The organism is Actinomycetota bacterium, assembly GCA_012837825.1.
Lineage (GTDB): Bacteria > Actinomycetota > Humimicrobiia > Humimicrobiales > Humimicrobiaceae > Humimicrobium.
Map to the genome: position 1 here is coordinate 44,429 of DUQM01000015.1, position 19,997 is coordinate 64,425.

14 protein-coding genes are annotated in these 19,997 nt (G+C 35.4%); 1 reads left to right on the forward strand and 13 read right to left on the reverse strand.

Translation table 11 applies throughout. From position 1 onward, the window contains the following. The 11 genes from GXZ93_01410 to GXZ93_01460 form a co-directional block, all read right to left on the reverse strand. Positions 1-1,026, reverse strand: coding sequence for an ABC transporter permease (locus GXZ93_01410; protein ID HHT78448.1), 1,026 nt, complete (start codon positions 1,024-1,026; stop codon positions 1-3). Positions 1,027-1,035: 9 nt separating this feature from the next. Then, the gene (locus GXZ93_01415) at positions 1,036-2,544 is read right to left on the reverse strand and encodes a sugar ABC transporter ATP-binding protein (protein HHT78449.1); all 1,509 of its coding nucleotides are present in this window, start codon (positions 2,542-2,544) and stop codon (positions 1,036-1,038) included. A gap of 5 nt (positions 2,545-2,549) precedes the next feature. After that, positions 2,550-3,593: a LacI family transcriptional regulator gene (locus tag GXZ93_01420; GenBank protein ID HHT78450.1), complete on the reverse strand. Its 1,044-nt coding sequence runs from the start codon at positions 3,591-3,593 to the stop codon at positions 2,550-2,552. Positions 3,594-4,206: 613 nt separating this feature from the next. Further along, positions 4,207-4,434: a hypothetical protein gene (locus tag GXZ93_01425; GenBank protein HHT78451.1), complete on the reverse strand. Its 228-nt coding sequence runs from the start codon at positions 4,432-4,434 to the stop codon at positions 4,207-4,209. Between the two features lie 233 nt (positions 4,435-4,667). Beyond that, positions 4,668-5,810: a glycosyltransferase gene (locus tag GXZ93_01430; protein HHT78452.1), complete on the reverse strand. Its 1,143-nt coding sequence runs from the start codon at positions 5,808-5,810 to the stop codon at positions 4,668-4,670. Between the two features lie 2 nt (positions 5,811-5,812). Beyond that, positions 5,813-6,802, reverse strand: coding sequence for a glycosyltransferase family 2 protein (locus GXZ93_01435; protein ID HHT78453.1), 990 nt, complete (start codon positions 6,800-6,802; stop codon positions 5,813-5,815). Positions 6,803-6,831: 29 nt separating this feature from the next. Next, positions 6,832-8,514, reverse strand: a complete 1,683-nt coding sequence (locus GXZ93_01440; GenBank protein HHT78454.1) for a glycosyltransferase — start codon at positions 8,512-8,514, stop codon at positions 6,832-6,834. 82 nt (positions 8,515-8,596) lie between these two features. Then, positions 8,597-10,099, reverse strand: a complete 1,503-nt coding sequence (locus GXZ93_01445) for a glycosyltransferase family 2 protein (protein HHT78455.1) — start codon at positions 10,097-10,099, stop codon at positions 8,597-8,599. Positions 10,100-10,122: 23 nt separating this feature from the next. Beyond that, positions 10,123-12,435, reverse strand: a complete 2,313-nt coding sequence (locus GXZ93_01450) for a glycosyltransferase family 4 protein (protein HHT78456.1) — start codon at positions 12,433-12,435, stop codon at positions 10,123-10,125. A gap of 84 nt (positions 12,436-12,519) precedes the next feature. Further along, positions 12,520-13,566, reverse strand: a complete 1,047-nt coding sequence (locus GXZ93_01455; GenBank protein ID HHT78457.1) for a glycosyltransferase family 2 protein — start codon at positions 13,564-13,566, stop codon at positions 12,520-12,522. Between the two features lie 6 nt (positions 13,567-13,572). After that, a complete protein-coding gene (locus GXZ93_01460; protein ID HHT78458.1) occupies positions 13,573-15,030 on the reverse strand; it encodes a glycosyltransferase family 4 protein in 1,458 nt (485 codons plus the stop codon). A 129-nt stretch (positions 15,031-15,159) separates the two neighbouring features. Between GXZ93_01460 and GXZ93_01465 the strand changes: the two genes are divergently transcribed. Then, on the forward strand, positions 15,160-16,950 hold the full coding sequence (locus GXZ93_01465; GenBank protein ID HHT78459.1) for a DUF5050 domain-containing protein: 1,791 nt from the start codon (positions 15,160-15,162) through the stop codon (positions 16,948-16,950). Between the two features lie 176 nt (positions 16,951-17,126). Here GXZ93_01465 and GXZ93_01470 read toward each other — a convergent pair whose 3' ends face one another. Further along, positions 17,127-17,597 (reverse strand): hypothetical protein, encoded by a 471-nt coding sequence (locus GXZ93_01470; protein HHT78460.1) that lies wholly within the window; start codon positions 17,595-17,597, stop codon positions 17,127-17,129. A gap of 98 nt (positions 17,598-17,695) precedes the next feature. After that, on the reverse strand, positions 17,696-19,876 hold the full coding sequence (locus GXZ93_01475) for a hypothetical protein (protein ID HHT78461.1): 2,181 nt from the start codon (positions 19,874-19,876) through the stop codon (positions 17,696-17,698). Positions 19,877-19,997: the final 121 nt, after the last annotated feature.

The following is a 19,997-nucleotide window of genomic DNA, read 5'->3' on the forward strand; positions in this document are numbered from 1 at the left end:
TTATATATGCTTTCTTTCTTTCAATGCTTTATTTATATTTCTTGCAAGAACTGCGTCAATAATTACCGCTACCAAAATGATTCCTCCATTGATCGCCAGTTTCCAGAATGGAGATACCCCGATTAGATTTAAAGAACTGTTAATTGCACCTATAAGAATTGAGCCAAATAATACTCCCCATATTGACCCTGAACCGCCAGCTATAGCTACCCCTCCCAGAATTACTGCTGTAATTGTAGTAAATTCAAATCCTGAAGCAGAATCTGTCTGTGCTGAAGTATATCTGGCAACCCATAAAACTCCTGCCATTCCAACAAGTATTCCGGTAATGATATAGGTAAGAAAAATTGTCTTTTTTATATTTATGCCTATGATTTTTGCACTTTCAGGACTGCTTCCGGTTGCATATGTTTCCCGACCGGCAGTAGTGTGATTCAAGAAGTAATAAAAAATCAGATAAACTATAATGGTAATTAGTATTAAATTAGGTATCTTTAAGAATGTCCCTCTTGCAAAGTTCTTAAAAGCTTCCGGCAGCTTGTCTGCTCCAACCCATTGACCGCCATTAATCTGATAGTTGATTATAAAAGTAAGACCCCTGAAAACATTCATGGTGCCAAGCGTAGCTATAATAGGTGGGATATTGCCTTTTACAATTAATACACCATTAAGAGCTCCCATTGCTGCACCGATTATCATACCTATAAGTATAGCCAGCAAGGGATTGAAATTTGCGGTGTCTTTTATTATCAAAGCCACTATCATTCCTGAAAGACCAATACCTGCGCCTACCGAAATATCAATACCTCTGGTAAGAATTACCATCATCTGCCCAACGGCAACTATCGCAAGGATTGCGGTATCAAGAGCAATATCATATATATTGTCCAGACTGATAAAAACAGGATTAATCAAAGATATTACCAGAGAAAAAACAATTAAAAATCCAAGTACGCTTATTTCTCTTATACTGGCGAATTTTACAACCAGACTACTTGATGAGTTTGAATTTTTCTTATCAGTCATTTGTGTTTTTTATGTCTTTTTATTACTAATATTAGATAATGCTGCTTCCAGTATTTTTTCCTGATTAGCTTCAGACCTTGAAAAGGAACCTGTGACAAGGCCTTCATGCATTATTAAAATATTATCGCTCATTCCAATTATTTCAGGCAGATCTGAAGAAATCATTAAAATACCGTTTCCTTTAACAGCAAGTTCACTTATAAATTTATGCACGGAAGCTTTTGCTCCTACATCAATACCTTTGGTAGGTTCATCAAAAATAAATATCTTGGTTTTAGTTGCCAGCCATTTGGCAAGCGAGACTTTCTGCTTATTTCCTCCGCTTAGGTTCATTACTTTCTGGTCAATACCTGAGGTTTTTATTTCAAGAATATCCACAAATTTATTTGTTAATTCTTTTTCAGCTTCTAAATCCAGCCATGTAAGTTTGCTTATTTTACTTAAAATAGGTAATGAAATATTAGAAACAAGATTCATCCCAAGTATTATGCCTTCTTCATCTCTGTTTTCAGGAATATAAGCTATGCCTTTTTCAATAGCCTGGGAAGGAGTTAATCTATTTAACTTCTGCCCTTCTAAAAAAACTTCTCCGCTATCATAAGGATCCATGCCGAAAATAGCTTTTGCCAGCTCAGTCCTTCCGGAACCTATTAAACCGTATAAACCAAGTATTTCCCCTTTATGCAGAGAAAAATTTACATCCTTAAAAGCACCTTTTTTTGAAAGGTTTTTAGTGCTTAAAATTTCCTCACCTATTTCTGCATCAAGTTTGGGGTATAAATTATCAACTTTACGCCCCACCATCATTTGAATTAGATCATCTTTAGTCACTTCTTCTATAGTTTTTGTACCTACGCATTTCCCGTCTCTAAGCACGGTAAGCCTGTCGGTTACTCTAAAGATATCTTCAATCCTGTGAGATATGAATATTACTGATACTCCCGAATCTTTTAACTGAGCTATTATTTCAAATAATTTTTCCGACTCGGAAATACTAAGCGCAGATGTAGGTTCGTCCATTATTATTATTTTGGATTTAATGGAAAGTGCTTTGGCAATTTCAACCATCTGTCTTTCAGCAAGGCTGAGTGATCTTATTTTCTGCTTTGGATTCAGATTAATATTAAGTTCTTTCATCAGATTTTCTGTTTTTTTGTAAAGGTTGCGCCAGGATATTTTTCTAGTATATTTGTTGTAGGACTGATGTCCCATGAATATGTTTTCAGCAATATTAAGATCCGGAAAGATTGCAGGTTCCTGATAAATAGCTGCTATACCGCTATTTATTGATTCCATCGGACTAGACCAGACAATATCTTCTCCTTCATAAATGATTTTTCCGCTTGTCGGAAAATAAACGCCGGTAATTATTTTAATTAAAGTTGATTTGCCGGCTCCGTTTTCACCGATAATTGAGTGAACTTCTCCATATTTTAATGAAAAATCAACATCATCCAGAGCAGCGCCTCCGGAAAAAATCTTTGTTATATTTTTCAGTTCTAAGATATATTCAGACATATTTTTTATTTAGCTTTATATTGTTTATTTTTATATTTAGACGCTGATTTTCTTTTTATCAGTCTGGACTCCAGATTAATGATATTACCTTTCCCGGCCTGCCTTTTTTTAATAATATCAAGCATCATTTCCATAGCTTTTTCACCCATCTGTTCTTTTGGCTGTTCAATTGTAGTAAGAGGCGGATCAAGAAAAGCGCTGAGCAGAAGATTGTCAAACCCCAGAACAGAAACATCTTCAGGGATTTTACACCCTTTCTCTTTAAGAATATTATAAATACCTGCTGCTACATTATCAGTTACTGTCATGATGGCAGTAGGAAAACTGCCGTCTTCAAAAAATTTTTTTGCGTACTCATAAGTCATTCCCATTTCATCCATAGAATACTGTTTCATAATCAATACGTTTTCCTGCCTGTACTCTAAGCCATTCTGTAATAATCCTTCCTTAAACCCTTCAAATCTTTCACTGACTGTATGCCTTTCCTTAAATTCAAAAGTGATATATCCGATATCTCTGTGGCCAAGCGAAGCAAGATAATCGACTCCTGATTTTGCAGCTTCAAAATTGTTAATAAGCACTGAAGGTATATCTTCACCAACTTTTCTTGCGACAAGCACAATAGGAAATTTTTCATTGTTAAGTTCTCTTATGCATCTTTCATTATCAAGACCACTCACAAATATGGCTCCGTCCACATACTGATTTTTTAAATTTTCAATAAGCCTGGTTTCTTCATCGCTGTCATAAAAAGTATTGACGATGATAATATGAAAATCATTTTTATTAGCTATTTTATTAATCCCAATAAGTACCTGTGAAAAAAACTGACTTGCTATATTTGGAATAAAGACAGCTATTGTGTTGAGTGATTTTTTTCTTAAACCTTTTGCCAGGGTACTTGCCTTATAGCCCATTTCGGAAGCAGTGGAGAATATTTTTTCTTTTGTTTCTTTTTTTACATATCTGGAGCCATTCAGCGCATGGGAAACTGTGGAAATTGAAACTCCGCAAGCTTTTGCAACATCTTTTATATTATATCTAGCCATTTGTTATTAGACTGTATATAAAATATATAAAATTCTCTAATACGAAACGATTTCTGCGAAACGATTTCTATATTAAATCACCTTGCATTTTTTGTCAATATTGATTTTTATTTTTATATTATTTTAAGGAAATAATATCTGCTATTCTTTTAATATAAACAGTTCTGGATATATTCTGATAGTCTGGCTGTGGCAATAAGCCTGGGGCTTAGTCGGCACGTTTAAAGAAAAAATAAGGCTGATAAGCTTAAATCTGCTTCCGGTCTACGATGATGAATGCATGGAAAAATGTGCGTTCAAAAAAGGCAGGCAGGGATTTGGATATTAACGGATTACGGATTGTGAAAAATCAACAGACTTGATTGCTTATATAAAAAATAATGCCTGATATGAAACAGACTTGATTGCTTATATAAAAAATAATGCCTGATATAAAAATCTCTCTTGACTGTACCGGCTCTTCATCAAAAAAAATGAGGCCGATTTGAGATCAGCCTCATTAAAAATAATATCAACTGCATATCATTTCCGTTCCGGGAAACTGTTTCTTTCTGTAATAAAAAATTCCCTGCAGATTTGAGGAAATGTGCTGCGCTACAGTTTCATGGTTTACCTATTTGCTGCTCCGTTCAGCAGCTTCAAGCATTTTCTTTGCAAGCCTTAATTCAGTCTTCCTCTTTATTTCCTCATTATAGACTCTCAGCTCTGCAACAAGCTTGTTATACCTGGTAATATAGATTGTATCACCCAGATTTTCAGTAAGATATTTGGTCAGATTAATCCTAAGATCATTGGTGTCAATTCTTAATACATTATCTCCGAGTTTTTCATTATTATCCATTTTTCCTCCTGATTGAAATAAAAAAATCACTTAACAATATCAGTGAAAAATATCAAAGATATATTAATACTCTGATTAGCAATATATTAATTGTTATATTAAAACTAATTTAAGTATAATGCAATCATAAATAAAATAAATATATAAATATTGATAAATGATTTATTAAAGACAAATATTTATATTATTACTTTGACTAAAAACCGGATTATTTCCTTTTCATTCTGAAGCTGTCAGGCATTCTTTCTTGTTTTCCCGTAGACATAACCAAGTGCTTTTGCCGTATCTATAAAAAGAAGCATAAAAGGCGCAAGCACAATAGACAGCATTTTAAGACATACTCTTTTAAAAGGATTTCTTATATGTGACCACGTATCATTTACTCTCAGTAGCGGTTTATAGATATAAAACAATATAAGGGGTGCAAAAAGCACCAGAAGCCAGGGACTTGCAAAAATTGAAGCAACTATTAAGGCAATAAACACTACCAGTGATAAAAATCTGATCAAATGACGATGGGTGTACATTTTCCCGATTGCATCTCCTTTTGCATAACGGAAAAATTGTTTAAAAACCATCACAAGACTTTCCCTCATCCTCCAGTAAACTACTGCATCCGGATTGTATGCTATCTTAAATCCTTTCTGAACCAGGTTAAAGTTAAACTTCATATCTTCTCCATAATCAAGATACCGGGGATATCCTCCGACTGCCCGCCATGCACTTTTTAAAAAGCTTATGTTTCTTGATGAAGGCATGAACTTTTTGGAATCTATTTCCTTTTTTCCCGGCATTATGCACATCTCAAGAAGTTTTTCAAGAAAAGTAAGCGCGACAGGGTGAGAGAATCCTCCTGCTGCCGAAAACTGATTTTTATCATCAAAATAATATCTGGTTATTTCAAATGACCAGTTTTTATCAAGACTGCATCCCCCGTCGCTGCCACAGATTATTTCATTTGATGCATGACTTATTGCAATGTTTCTCCCTTCCGATATATTTGATCCGGGTGAGCTGAACAACCTGATTCTGACTTTAGTTTTCCCGCCTGTTCCGGCTTCTTCTCCAAAACCGGCAGGGTCTTTCAGGGTCAGGGAAAAATCTTCGATGACTTCTTCATTTTTTACATGAACAGATGCATTATATTGTTTATTGTTTCCAGCTTTCAGAAACCGGTTATCTGATTTTTCTGAAAAGAAATTAATTACGCATGCAATGGTATTATCTGAAGAACCGCCGTCAACAATGATTATTTCTTCAGGAATAAAGTTCTGCTCAAGCAAGCTTTTAAGAAAACCGGTTATTGATCTTTCCTCATTAAAAATAGTTGTTATAAAACTGACTTTTTCTAACACTTTCTGGTATTTTTTTTCCATTTTCATGAACCTGACAAATAAGATTTTATTGCTTTAAAATAATTACATGATCTTATAATATTTTTTCTTTTAAAAGTAAAAAGATATAATAATAAAAACAGAAAAGCTCTTTTGAGATTCCCGCAAAAACATAGAAAACTAATGACAAGCGCATGTTTTCCGGAATGATTTTTTTCAAAATACAGTTTTCTGCTTTTCCATATTCCTTTTTCCCTGTTTGCAAAGTCCCTTAAAGCAATGGCGCTGTCCAGATGAATTATTTCAAAATCCGGAAAGTAATAATTTTTATAGCCTTTTTTTTTCAGCCTCTTGCAGAGATCTGTATCTTCGCTGTACATGAAATAATCTTCATCAAATCCGTTCATGCTGAAAAATAATTCTTTCTTTATTAACAAAAAAGAACCTGAAACCCAGTCTACTTCCCTGCTTTCTCTATGATCCCACCATGTCATGAAATAAGAACCGAAAATGCGTGATTTCCTGAATAATTTTGCCAGAAAAAAACTTTCATAAAACTGTCTGGCAATTGTCGGGAATGTTCTGCAACTGAACTGAAGAGTGCCGTCTATATTCAGCGTCTTTACACCCAGAGCTCCCATCCTGTCGCCTGAATCTGCTTTTTCTTCTACAAAAGAAAGCAGAATATCAGGATTCTTTGTTTTTATCACTGTATCAGGGTTGAGAAATACAAGATACTCTGATTCTGCCTGTCTTGCTGCTTCATTTGAAGCAAAGCAAAAGCCTGTATTTGTTTTTGATTCAATCAGTCTCAAATTAGTATTCATTAAGCATTTTTCTCTGAGAAATTCCAGGCTGCCATCTGTTGAACCGTTGTCGAAAAAAATCGCCTCCCAGACAGAATCATACGATTTTTTATAATTAACAGCACTTTTTTCCCCGTAGCCGGTATTTAATTCCTCAAGGCTTTCCAAAAGCCCGTTCAGAAAATCCATACCATTATAATTTACTATTATGAAGCTTAATATTTTCATGAATTCAGTTCAGGTATAAATAAAAAATATCAGTCTTTTTTTAATTTTTCGGTAGCTTCAGCAATAATTTTTAAAAGATTCTCTTCAAAATTTTTGTTTGAATATTTCCGGGAATCGCTTATTGCCCTGAATTTTATTTTATCAATATGATCATAATTTTTTATAACATAAATAGTCTTTTCTTTCAGCTCAGAAATATCTTCGAATTTAAAGCCGTTTACTGCCTCTTCTATTATTTCTTTCTGACCTCCCCTGTTTATAACAACAGGAATACATCCAGCAGACATCGCTTCAACGGTTGTTATGCCGAAATGTTCAAATTTTGCAGGATTTTTATTTTCATCTTCATTCAGCCCGGCAGCATGCCAGAAGATCATTGCCTTTGAAAAAAGGTCTTTAAGCTCGCTCCAGGAAATATTGGTCCTTATTTCGATAGGATAACCCTCGGATATTTCTTTTATTTTTTCAACATATGCAGTATGGCTTTCCCGGTTTTCAAGACCGCCCGCAAGAATCAGTCTGTAATCTTTCATCTCATTCGGATCGGTTTTTACCATTTCTGTAAATGCTCTGGCAAGCTCATACTGTTTTTTATTATGATGCTCGGGGAAAAATCTTCCCACGCTCAGAATTATTTTTTCCTTTGATCCTGCCTTGAAGCTTTCAGTATCAACAGGAGGAAAAAGTATTCTGCTGTCTTTTTTCCAGTATCTTTTTATCCAGTATTCCGTGTACCCTGATATTGACAGTATTTCATTATAACTTTCCAGAAATTTAAAACCTGAAGGATAGGTTACAAGAAACATCGGGATATATCCGAGAATTTTAAAAAAAATCTTTTTCGGAAGGCTGATATCTGATTCATCATATAAAACAACACCGAGCTTTCTTGAGTCCTGTTCCCGGCCGTTTTTACCTGAGGGAGTAAAAACATCGGAACTGATTTTAATATAACTGACTTCATCCGGTCTGACTGGTACTTTAATACTCTTTTTCTGACCTGCCCCCAGATTCTCTTCAATGATTACAGAAGGAGACCGGGATACTGCTGACGGATGTACAGATATTCTTACGCTCATATTCTCCAGGCCGGTATCTACGGGATTTTTTATACCCAGCTTTATAAACAAATCATTATTCTTTTTATCATCTTCGGAAAAATACATATTATCCGGAATAAAGCTGCTTCTGTCTGCTCTTATTATTATTTCCCCGGTACTCCAGCTTCCTCTTCCAAGCATAAATCTTTTTAAATCATAAATTCCTTCAGTTATTTCGTTTCTTCCAGGAGATGAAAGAAATTTTTCAGATTTTCCGTAAAGCCATCTCGCCGGTTTCCTGAAAAAGGCCAGCAAAAAACGATGAACAGGCCTGAAGTCTGAATCAAACGGAGTGGGAAAATAGCACACATATATATTGTATTTTGCCCTGGGCGCAAAAGCGCTTAAATAAGTTGCATTTATAAATATGTCATAGCCGCCTGTAATGTTTTGAGCATAATCATCAGAAATAAAGGGCAGGATTCTCAGTTCCGTCTCTGACAGATCCAGGTTCAGCCTTTCAGAAACTTCCGATAAATCGCTGTAAAGATCTGTAATCAGATCAACCTTATAGTTATTATTTTTTGACAATACTTCTGCCATTTTACAGCTGTATCTTTCACCGCCGCCGAGAGTTGACAGATACCTGTCAAAAATACCGATTTTTATCATCTTGCTTTGATCACTCTTTTTTAATCAATTTTTTATTCCGGAAACAAAACCTGATATCCAATAATAATAAAAAAAGAAAAAATTAAAAATCATTTAACCATTTTATTATTTCATCATCGCTTATAATTTTATTTTTTCTTATTTTTATTCTTTCCGGAAGTTTCCGGAAAAACAGTATAAAAAATTCAAAAAGTATTCTTATCCTTATAGGGACATCCGGTCTTGAAGAAGATATTTTTCTTATTTTTAAAATTATCCCGTATGCCAGGCCAATGAATGCCGATGCAGCAAAAGACAGATAATTTTTTATAAATGCTCCGAACCATGCACATTTGTATATCATCAGCATCCTGTTTCTCAGCACATGATATGTAAAGCTATATGACCATTCTGTTCCGGACCCGCAATGCAGATGTCTTAGCACAGAATCAGCACAGATATAACTTCTGTATCCTGAAAGTTTAAGGCGCCAGAAAAAATCTATATCTTCATAATATGTGAAAAATTTACTGTCAAAAAAGCCTGCAGCCTCCAGAACGCTTTTTCTGCATAAAAATCCTGTGCCGGGTATGGCAAATACTTCTGTTATTTTTTCATCCCGGGCTGCCGGAATTTCTGCCTGGGTTCTTGTGTCTGATTCTGAATCAAATTCGTCATAACCTATTTCTTTTGCATAGAATTTTTTATTTATCATGCTGCCTCTGCTGTTCACAATATATCGCGGGGCCTGCAAACCGGCATCATTAATTTCAAATGCAATTATTTCCCTGTTGTTTTCAATTGTTTTTGAAATAATTTCCTTATCTGCGATTTTTATATTAATCCTCTCACCGACCGGCAGGACTGAAAAATCAATTCTGATACTTATTTTAAAATTACTGTCAGGCACAGGAATTCCTATAAGAGATTTTCTTTCAGTTTTATAAATAATCTCCCCATTGCTGTTCCTTCCTGCAGGGACTATTCCCGAAAGATATCTTATGCTTCTTTTTAGTAAAAACCCGGTAATTTCACTTTCATTTTTTTGCTGTTGCTGTGATTCATGGGATTTATCATAAATTTCAGAAATAATATTTAATTCAATTTTGTTTATTTCAGCACAATGGGTGTCGCCGCTGCCGCTACCTGTATTATTCCTTTCAAAACAGATGTTCAGCGGGTAATAGCGGTAATAAAAAAATATCTTTGAGCCTATTGCCCCGACTTTGCAGCTTCTGTTCCCGGAATCAGCTGATTCCTTTTCTTTTTCGAATAAAGCCCTGACCATCGCTAAAAGCCATCCGGGTTCAGCCACACAATCATTATTGATTATTGCAATTAGTTCTCCGTCTGCATGGCTTAAACCGATATTATTTCCTTCTGCAAATCCGGTATTTTTCCTGCATCTGATTATTTTTACAAAAGGGAAATTTTCCTGTGTAAAGCGGACTGAATCATCGCCGGAAGCATTGTCAACCATTATGATCTGGATTTTATCTTTCGGATAGTCCAGGAGGCTGAGCGATTCAAACAGATTTTTGAGATAAACTTTTCCGTTATAATTTACTGTTATAATGGAAACAAGAGGCAAAGAATTTAAATTCAATTATTACCTTTCGGAAAAATTTCCTAAAGTTTTCTTGCAAGAAAATATCTGCTTGTAAACTGAAGGCCTATCAGTTTGTCGATATTATCAAAATCCTTGCTTATAAGATCTATTTTATCTTCGATTCCGGCTTTTTCCTCAGTGCCGGTCTTTAAATTTGAAATTATCTGCTTAAGCTCATTCATATCATAGCCAAGATTTTTTATTTCAAACATAAGCTGTTTAAATATATTAAAATATATAAGTATGAGCCTTTCCCTGTTTTTCCTGTTAAGCTCGTTAATTTCATTGTTTATCTGCAGATGAATATTGTTGTTAATTGATTTCATGACTTCATTGAAACTCTTCCTTACATTCTCAAAATAAAGACTCGTAAGTGAATAGAAATATTTTTTCAATTTCCCTTTTACCGATCTGTCACTGTTAAGCTCTTCGGAACTCAGGATATCAAACTTGCTTAAAAGCTTTAAGCTCCTGAAATTATCCTGTTTCATCTTAATCTCAAATAATTCAAATAATTCATTTTTGCCGTATATCTCTCCTATCTCGGAATAAGCTTTTGAAAGATCTGATTCTTCATCGGATTTTTCATAATTTCCTTTTTCTATAATGTCAAACCCTACATTTTTCAGGATATATTCGATTGTAAAGTTGTCTATGGTTTCTCTGTTGTCAAATGATTTTCCGCTAATATTTACCAGCTGGCTGAGGCCTTTTTTTTCAGGAATTGAGAAAAACAATATTCCGTCATTTTTTAGCCGCATATTTATAATATTTACTATGTCATAAAAATTTTTGGAGGTAAGGCTTTGAAATGCATTATTGACTATGACTGTATCAAAACTGGTTCTTTTAAGAATTAAATTCTTTATCCTGCTTATTGTCCCCTGATAATTGTCGTCAATTTTGTTTTTTTCAGATTCAGGATTTGTTTCAATAAAAAAGACTTTCCCAAGTTCATTTTCGCCGATATATTGCGCATCTCTGTTTTTGTTATCCGTTATGAATAAAGCATTTGTAATACCTTCAATATTATTCTTGACAAGATTTATCATTTTTTTATTCTGCATCTCAATGATTTTAAAAAGATTCTTCTTGTCCGGTGCAGGTTCTGACTTTGCACAGTAATCAGCCAGAGGTGCGGCTACATTCTGCCATAAATATTTAGGTGCAATCTTATTAAGGTTTCTCTTGTATATTTCCCTCAGGCTTTTATTGGAAAGAGTGCTGTCAAGAACACGCGCAAGATTCTGAGCATTCTCATACTTAACTACTTCTCCGATATTTTCTTCCTTGACCAGTTTTGCTATTGAATCTCCCTCAGTTGTAATTATGGGAAGCCTTGCCCATATATAGTCCATTACTCTGGTTCTGTATGAAAACTCGGTCTCTATTCTTTTCTGGTGAATTGATATTCCCACATCCGCTTCCAGAAGAAAATTCTGTCTAAGATCATAGGGAGCCCATTCATTGAAAAACACATATTCATCCAGAAGCTCAAGCTCTTTGCAGAAATTTATCGCTTCTATGCATTTCTGCATTTCGGGGAGTTTGGGGTCAGGATGCTTAATGCCTAAAAATACAAGCTTTATATCGTTTCTGTGCCTTGAAAGCTCCCAGACAGATTTAATAGCTGTAATCGGGTCAAGCCAGTTCCATATGCCTCCGCCCCAGAGGATTATCTTGTCCTCAGCTTTTATTTTTGGAAAAACAGTTCTTATCATTTCCCGGTTATGCTCAGGAGCATTTGCGGGTATCCCGAAAGGCACAACATCTATAAGCTTTCTCAGTGAACTGTCATTGTCATAATTATAAGGGTTTATTCTACCAAGAGAAGCCAGCATGCCTATCCAGTAATCTCTTTGTTTCTCACTTGCGCAAATAAAAAAATCTCCGATTGAAAGCTGTGTATTAAGTATATTAAGGTTATTTTTGTCAATCCTGACTCTTTCTGCCTCATTTTCATTCCTGTACATTTCAAGGCTCTCGAGGTTAAAAGGATTGTAAAGGTCAACAACTATCTTTCCTTTGAAATTTCTGATATATGGGAAGTAATAAAGAAGATGCCCCTGTATAAAAATGGTATCTGCAGATTCCATGGCTTTTTGTATGGATTTGTAATTATTTAAATCATAGGTAAAAGATCTGAAGCCCGGTGTTCCTATATCAATCTTATTGGGTACGGCAAGAGTTACATCGCAAACTGCTGAAAGAATTTTGGATAATTCATAGAATCTAATTCCCGGACCGGCCATATTCTGTCCGACAAAATCATAGCTTATTATCAGAACTCTTTTCTTCCCAATTATATTTTCAGAAATTATCTCATTTTCCATAGAAACTCCTGTAATTGATTGTTTAAAGTTTAATAATAGAATAAATTCAGATTAATTAAAATAATTAAATGTTTTTTAATTGGTTCATACAGATAAGTATAGCTTTTTTATTTTATACAGTCTTAGTGAATTTCCGGCCTTGATAAAAAGATTTAACAGACAGAAAACCGAATTTATAAGATATGCTTTTATTAAAGGGCCTGCCTGGTCTCTGGTTGCCATTGTCTTAAGCCACTTCGGTTCAAGCAAAAAAAAGATTTTAAATATTCCTGCAAAAGACGAATTAATGACTGCGCACCTTATTCGGTTTTTATGATAGTAGTAATAAAAATTTTTTGAAAACTTTCTGCTTGAAGCACCCTCAAAGTGCCTTGTGACTGAAGAAGGTTCAGCAATTATTTTAAGACCCAGCCTTTTTACCTTGAGGCAGTAATCAAGCTCCTCAAAGTAAGCCGGTCTGTAACCACTGTCAAATCCCCCAAGACTCCTGAACAAATCAAAAGGTGTCATAAAAAAAGCTCCTGTTACATAATCAGGATTGATTTTTTCAAGAGAATCCAGATAGGAAGCATCATTATTTATTATTTTTCCAATATCAATATTGTCATTTTGTTCTTTGTGATAGGTCACAAAGTTTGGCAGCATATATCCCCCCAGATTCTGCACACTATCACTGTCATATTCAAGGATAAGTCCGCCTGCAGCCCCTATATTGCTGCTCCTGCCGCCATGAGAATCATAGCCGTCATTTCGTTTGTTCCCGCGAAAGATATTTATGAGGTTTTGAATTGAATAGTCGTCAAGAACCATGTCGGGATTGATTAAAAGAATATAATCAAATTCCGTTTCAATATTTTTTCTTTTCGGCAAACTTTTAAAGACAGCAAAATTAATCGCTCCGGCAAAACCTTTGTTTTTCTTCAGTTTTATGAATCTGAAATTTGAGGGAGGGATTCTGCTCTCCGCATTTCTGTAATTTTTTACTATTTCAACAGTTTTGTCAGTTGAAGCATTATCGATGACAAACAAAGTAAAATTCTTAAAATTCTGGTTTGCTATTGAGAAAAGACACCTTTCAATAAAATTCTCACTATTATAGGTCACAACAACTATAAGTATTCTATTTTCCATAAGTTTTTAAGTTTTTCTTATTTTTCTTTTCAGGATTTTAAAATATCCGTATATTCTTCTTAGCGGGTTTCTGCTTGCAATACTTTCAAGCTCCTGTATCCTTGAGTCTTTTTCTTTTATCATTTTTGACTGGTTTTTTATAATTTTGTCGCAGTTTTTAAGAGCTTCTTCTTTTTCAAAAAAAATCCGTTTTTCCGTATTTCTGTCAGGAGCAAAACCCGGATGAAGCACCCATTCCGTAAAAGGTTTTGAAGTTTCAGCAAAGCTGAAATAATCGGAGGCATAATTCTTTGCTTTGAGAGCTGTTTTCTTAAGCTCTTCTTTTTTATATGAAAGCTCAACCAGCTTTTCAGAAAGATTCTCAGGATCATGCGGTTTGAAGGTATAACCTATTTTTTCTTTTTCCATTATTTTCGTAAGTTCGCACACATTGGATGAAAGAACAGGAAGGCCTGCCCTCATCCAGTCAAGTATCCTGCTCTTGCTTCCCAGCTTCACCTCGTAAATATCTCTGTCTATATTTATTCCAATGTCTGCTTCAAAGTAATAATTGGGTACATCTTTTCCGTTTATCCAACCCATTAAAACAAAGTTTTCCTCAAAAGCGCTTTTATTTATAAGTTCCTTAAAATGAGGATAGGTGGTAATATCCTGTTCAGGTATTTCTCCCCCCGTTGAAACAAATTTTATTTTCGGATTTATTTTCATTGCTGATGTCAGTCCCTGAAATAAAGTATCCACATCTGTCCAGGTATTAAAACCCCCGGTCCATAAAACTACAAAATCATCATCCCGGATTTTACCTGTTCCGCGGAAAACCCGTTTCTCATGAACATATTTCTCGTCCGGTATCCCTATGGGTATTACTCTTGTAAATTCATATCCGGAAGTTTTTCTGTTTAGTCTTCCCGCTGCTCCAAGCTCGCCAATTGTTGCATAAGCCTGTCTGCCTGAGACACATGAAAGTATATCTGCATTTCTTATAATGCTGTATTCTTTGTTCCAGTAATGAAAAAGGCATTCATCTGAATCATCTATAAAAGCTCTTGCCTGTCCTTCGGCCATCACATGTCCGAACAGGTCGGCCCAAAACGGTAAATCTGCCTTCCCTCTTAAAAACTGAACTGTTTCCGAAGCTGCAAAGCTTGGGTAAAATGTTGCTCCCGCTATGACATCCGGGGAGAAATCCGAAACAAGACCTGACAATAAACCGATATCCTCAAAATCCTGTGGAGATATGATGTGATTTAAAAATGACCTGCCGTCATATGATTTTTTTTTATTCAGCACGCTTTTGAAATCACTGTCAAATGCTGAAGGAATTGCATAAGAGATAAGGCACACTTCATGATTTTCCCTCAAAAGAGGCATTAAGAACTGCCAAGTTCTTATTCCCGTTCCATATGCTTTTTTTTCATTTTCAAACGGGAGAGGACTCATTCCGAAAAGAACGACCTTGCTCATTGATTTCCTTAAATTTTATGATGGCTTTATAATAGTATTAATTTGCCTTAAGCTTTCATTTATTATATATTTACTTAAAATTAAAATGCAAATTTATGTTTAAGAAAGCCCTTTCGGAAATAATACAGGATGCGGACTACAGCAATAATAATTACGATACTTTTTGTTCTGGCTTTAAGTCTTTTACTTGTTTTTGCCTTTAATTTTCTTTCTCCGTCCGGCAGAACAATCAACGATGGGAAAGAAATAATCACCACTACCCGGACAACTTCCGGCACTGATGGGAATACAGCCACTTCCGGACAGACAACTGCTGCCGGGCCTGAAAAAGAAGATATGTCCATAGAAAAAATTGAAGTTTACCTTGACGGCACAAAAGAAGCCGGGGGAATTTTTCTTGGCGAAGCAGAATACGGACTTGCTTCTCCTGAAACTGAAAGCATGTATGGAGGAGAATTTTCAAAATCCGGATTTGAGCTTTCCTGGGACAGCACCGGATATGTCTTTGAGCCCGGTACAACCCATAGTTTTTATGTTTATGCATATATTACAGGCTCCGGATGGGAATATGCCAGAGAAACCATAACAGTGCCGGGTGAACGCCTGCAATCTTCAAATATAAAATTTTTTATTGATACTCCCGCAAACGGCAGCATTGTCGAACAGGAAACAAATATAGGAGGGTGGGCAGTTAATGCTTCGGTTCCTGATTCGCCGGGGATTTCAGCAATAGAACTTTACCTGAATGGCCCAAAAGGTTTTGGGAAAAAAGTCGGAAATGCTTCGCTCGGGGCAGCAAGAGAAGATGTGGCGGCATCAACAGGCAATCCTGCATATCTGAACAGCGGCTTTAATTTTCTGCTTCCTGCAAATATATTCGAGCCCGGAACAGATAATTCTTTATACTGCTATGCAGTTTCGGCAAATGGAGAAAGTTATGAGAACATCCTTGAGTTAAAATCTGCAGGCAGCAGAAAAGATCAGACTGCCGTTATTTCTGTTGATAATAATATAACCTCTGAAATCGTGCAGGGTTTTGTTAAAATCCGGGGCTGGGCGGTCTTAAAGAAATCTTTTCAGGAAAACATCGTCGCAGGTACGGAAGAGAAACAATACAGCATAAAGAAAATAGTATTTACTTCGGCAAGAACAGGTAATGAGGATATATTTTCAATGAATATTGATGGATCGGAACTGACTCAGCTTACAGATAATCCTTCAAACGACATGTATCCCCAGATAAATCCGGATGGAACCAAAATCCTTTATACTTCAGACATAAACGGAACCTGGCAGATTATGAGCATGAATACTGACGGTTCAGAAAAAAAACAGCTCACAAACGGAAGATACCGAAGTGGATTTCCTACAATGACATTTGAGGGAAAATATATTTTTTACGAAGTGTATATTGATAATAACTGGGAGTTATTCAGAATGAATTCAGATGGAACAAATCAGATCAGGCTTACCTTCAGTCCGGGTATTGATGACTGGCACCCATTCGCCCATCCTTTTGAGTTTAAAATAATATATGAATCCGGTTCCATAGGCAATGAAGATATCTATTTCATGAACTACAATGGTTCAGATATAAGCAGAGTTTCTGATTTTCAGATAAGAAAAAGAGTTCCCGGTATTTCAAAAGACGGGAAATATATTGTCTTTGCCGGTTATGAACAAAATTTTTCTTCAATATTTATAATGAATTCTGACGGAAGCGGGCTGAAGAAACTTACCGACAATCCGGCATATAATGTCCAGCCCTGCATTTCTCCTGATAATCAGTTTATTGCTTTTTACAGCGATATAACGGGAAATGATGAAATATATATAATGAATCTTGACGGCTCGGATATCCGGAAACTGACAGATATCCCGGGGGATGACTGGGGACCTGTATTTTTATATCAGGAATAATTAATAATATTCATCATAAATAAGCCGGTAGTGCGTAAGGAAGCTGCTGCATTTATTTCAGAAATAATCAATAATATCCATAACCCGGATAGCCGTTCTATTTAAATTTTACATAACAAATAAAGATAAAAAGTGGCTGATCTTTTAAAATATCGAACGGTTTTAAACCAGCTATATTACTGCCTGACTTCCCAGGTATCAGTAATTCTCAGTTGTCGCTGACGCTTAAATCTCAATTTAACCGAAACTCCCAGCGATATTCCCAGCCAGACAGCCCAAATGATATCTCGTGAAAAAAGGTAAAAAGCAAGCTCCGACAATTGCTTGCTGCCCCCAAAAAAATATGTGATGATAAGACTGGTTATCTGTCCGCCTGACAATATAAGAAGTATAAAAGGCAGTATGCCGGTCTTTAAGAATATCCTGTAGTCAAAACAGTTTTTCATTCCTTCGTGGCCTCTTAGAATCGATATTACAATGCCAAGACAGAACCCTGCTGCAATAAGAAATAATATCTTTATGGTTGTTATTGCCGGACCCGGCATTCCTGATAAGGGAATTTTCCCAAGCATATAATCAAACAATGAATAAAGAATAAAATAAAGGATAATATTTATATATGAAAAAATAATTAAAAATTTACGCAAAAACCCGTACCTCCGCTTTTAGTTAAATCTATGCCAAAATTATCAGCTTTTAAAAATAAAATCAAAAACAGGAACGAAACAAATGTTTTTATCCGATTTTATTCAAGTTTTTGAATTTCCATGCTTTTAAAGAAAACAGAAAGGCTTCTTGAATCATTGCTGATTCCAAGCTCTGCGGGAGTGGTGCTGTATTTATAATCAAAAGTCATAACATTAAATCCTTCATTAAAAAGAGTCCCTTTTAGTATTAATTCGGTTTTTTCAAATTCCGCGATGCTTTCATATTTGTAATCAGATACTTTTTCATCATTAATATGAATATTTATTCTCTGATTGCTTTTGCCATTATGAAGCGGCCTGGACTCTATTGTCAGTTTGTAATCCGCATTTGTGTCATCGATATTTAAAAATAAGACAGATATCAGCCCTGTCGCCCATGTCCCGCTGTTTTCTTCTACATGGCTGAAACCATAAACCAGATATTTTTCAGCGGCTTTGTTTGTAAAATCAAAAAATATTTTACCGCTTTCTTTCAGACTTATAATATGAGCATTGTCAGATTGGAAAACATCTGAAAGCAGTATTCTCTCATCCCTGTCTGTGACAGGAAAGAAATACAGTCTTGATACATCATCTCTTGCAGTCAGCACCTGATACTGGCCGGATTTCTCCAGGACATCAAGGATTAAGGGATCCACATGCTCTTTGGTAAACAGGGATCTTGAGGTAATCACCCATATATTTTTATCTGTATTTTCATTCAGGATATTAAAAAAAGCCATGGGACTTCTTAAAAGCTCCACTCCATAAGTATCATCGATTATCCTGCCGCTTTCATTATGATAAGGAGCCCAGGAAACAAGATTGCCGGTCCACAGCCAGTAATTCACTCTGCCCGTATAAGGAGGAGAATTGTATATGTCAGTTGTAATTATTATATCGTCCTCCCCGGCGTGCTCCGCCACATATTTCCCTGCCGTTGCCGCATCCCAGTGGACTGACCAGGAGTTGGAAATGGAATAAAAAATATTTAACTTCTCATTGTGCGGCCTGTAAGGCAGGGATATTGCTTCCCGGGGTTTTATTCCATTTACAAGCAGTGCTGAAGAAATAACAAATACTGCTGCCAGAATTACCGCTCCTGCTTTTTCTGACTTTGCTTTTGAAAAGCCTGTGATTATTTTCTTTAAAAAAAGTGAAAACAGAAAGACGGTATAAGAAAAACCGGTTACAAAAACCGGCATAAGAAAATATACATACCTCTGCTGGCCATACATCTTTCCAAGGGAAATAAATATAACAGACAGGATAAAACTTGAAAGTATCAGAAAATAATTATAGGGCCATCTTAACCTCCCCCATTTTATAAAATTTTCTTTTTCAAGATAATTGTCTTCTGCCGCCTCTTTCTTAATGGAAATTATTATTGAAAAAATTATAAAAAATACTATCCCTGCCATAAAAACATAAAACATCCCGGGGAACATAAGTTTTATTACATTAAAATAATAAGGATCGGGTATCTGAAAATATGCTTTAGTCATTGAACGCAGGCCTGTACCTTCGGAATAAAAACTTCTTCCTACCTTCCAGAAAAAAACCTGGTTGATTATCTGTGCTGCGTCAAGCACAAAAACTATAACAAGCGGAATTATTGTTTCTTTTTTAAAGAATTTTTTACCTTTGTAAAAAAGCAGCAGAATGAAAAGAAGTATAAGCACTATGCCTACACCATGAACCAGCGGGGTAAGCACCATAAAAATTACCGCAAGCACCCTGAAGGGCTTTTTGTTTTTTACAAAACCCAGATAAAAGAAAAGAAATGATAGCATATAAAAGAACTGATAATCCTGATAGTATCTTGCTTCTCTTGAAAACTGCACATACCATGTGGAAAAAGCAATTATAAAAGCTCCAAGGAGTCCTACAAACCTGTTTGCAAGCTCTTTCCCGAAAAAATATGTTGCAAGTATTGTTCCCGTGCCGAAAAAAACACTTACTATTCTTAGAGAAAATTCACTTGTTCCCAGAAAAAAAGAGGGCAGCGCCTTGAGGTAATAATCAAAAATGCCATGCCATAAAACATTCCCTGAAGGAAGAAGAGGATAACCATGTTTAAGAATGCTGACTGTTCCTATGAATGTGTGGCCGTCATCTCCCCAGAGCGACAGATAGCTGAGATTCCTGACCCTGAGCACAAAACCGAGAACACAGATAAGCAAAAGAAATATAAAGGTAAATATATTGGATTTTTTACTGAAGTACTCTTTGATTTTCATTTTTCTAACTGTTTTTATTTTTTTAATTTAATTAAAAAACAAATATAATTAAAGACTGACAACTATAAAAAAATACTATTTAATGTATAATAGCTAAAAAATATCTGAAAAACCAAAAACA

Excerpts from the sequence above, each read along its gene's own strand:
- GXZ93_01410 (HHT78448.1), bottom strand. The coding sequence starts at position 1,026 with ATGACTGATAAGAAAAATTCAAACTCATCAAGTAGTCTGGTTGTAAAA.
- GXZ93_01415 (HHT78449.1), bottom strand. The coding sequence starts at position 2,544 with ATGTCTGAATATATCTTAGAACTGAAAAATATAACAAAGATTTTTTCC.
- GXZ93_01420 (HHT78450.1), bottom strand. The coding sequence starts at position 3,593 with ATGGCTAGATATAATATAAAAGATGTTGCAAAAGCTTGCGGAGTTTCA.
- GXZ93_01425 (HHT78451.1), bottom strand. The coding sequence starts at position 4,434 with ATGGATAATAATGAAAAACTCGGAGATAATGTATTAAGAATTGACACC.
- GXZ93_01430 (HHT78452.1), bottom strand. The coding sequence starts at position 5,810 with ATGGAAAAAAAATACCAGAAAGTGTTAGAAAAAGTCAGTTTTATAACA.
- GXZ93_01435 (HHT78453.1), bottom strand. The coding sequence starts at position 6,802 with ATGAAAATATTAAGCTTCATAATAGTAAATTATAATGGTATGGATTTT.
- GXZ93_01440 (HHT78454.1), bottom strand. The coding sequence starts at position 8,514 with ATGATAAAAATCGGTATTTTTGACAGGTATCTGTCAACTCTCGGCGGC.
- GXZ93_01450 (HHT78456.1), bottom strand. The coding sequence starts at position 12,435 with ATGGAAAATGAGATAATTTCTGAAAATATAATTGGGAAGAAAAGAGTT.
- GXZ93_01455 (HHT78457.1), bottom strand. The coding sequence starts at position 13,566 with ATGGAAAATAGAATACTTATAGTTGTTGTGACCTATAATAGTGAGAAT.
- GXZ93_01460 (HHT78458.1), bottom strand. The coding sequence starts at position 15,030 with ATGAGCAAGGTCGTTCTTTTCGGAATGAGTCCTCTCCCGTTTGAAAAT.
- GXZ93_01465 (HHT78459.1), top strand. The coding sequence starts at position 15,160 with ATGCGGACTACAGCAATAATAATTACGATACTTTTTGTTCTGGCTTTA.
- GXZ93_01475 (HHT78461.1), bottom strand. The coding sequence starts at position 19,876 with ATGAAAATCAAAGAGTACTTCAGTAAAAAATCCAATATATTTACCTTT.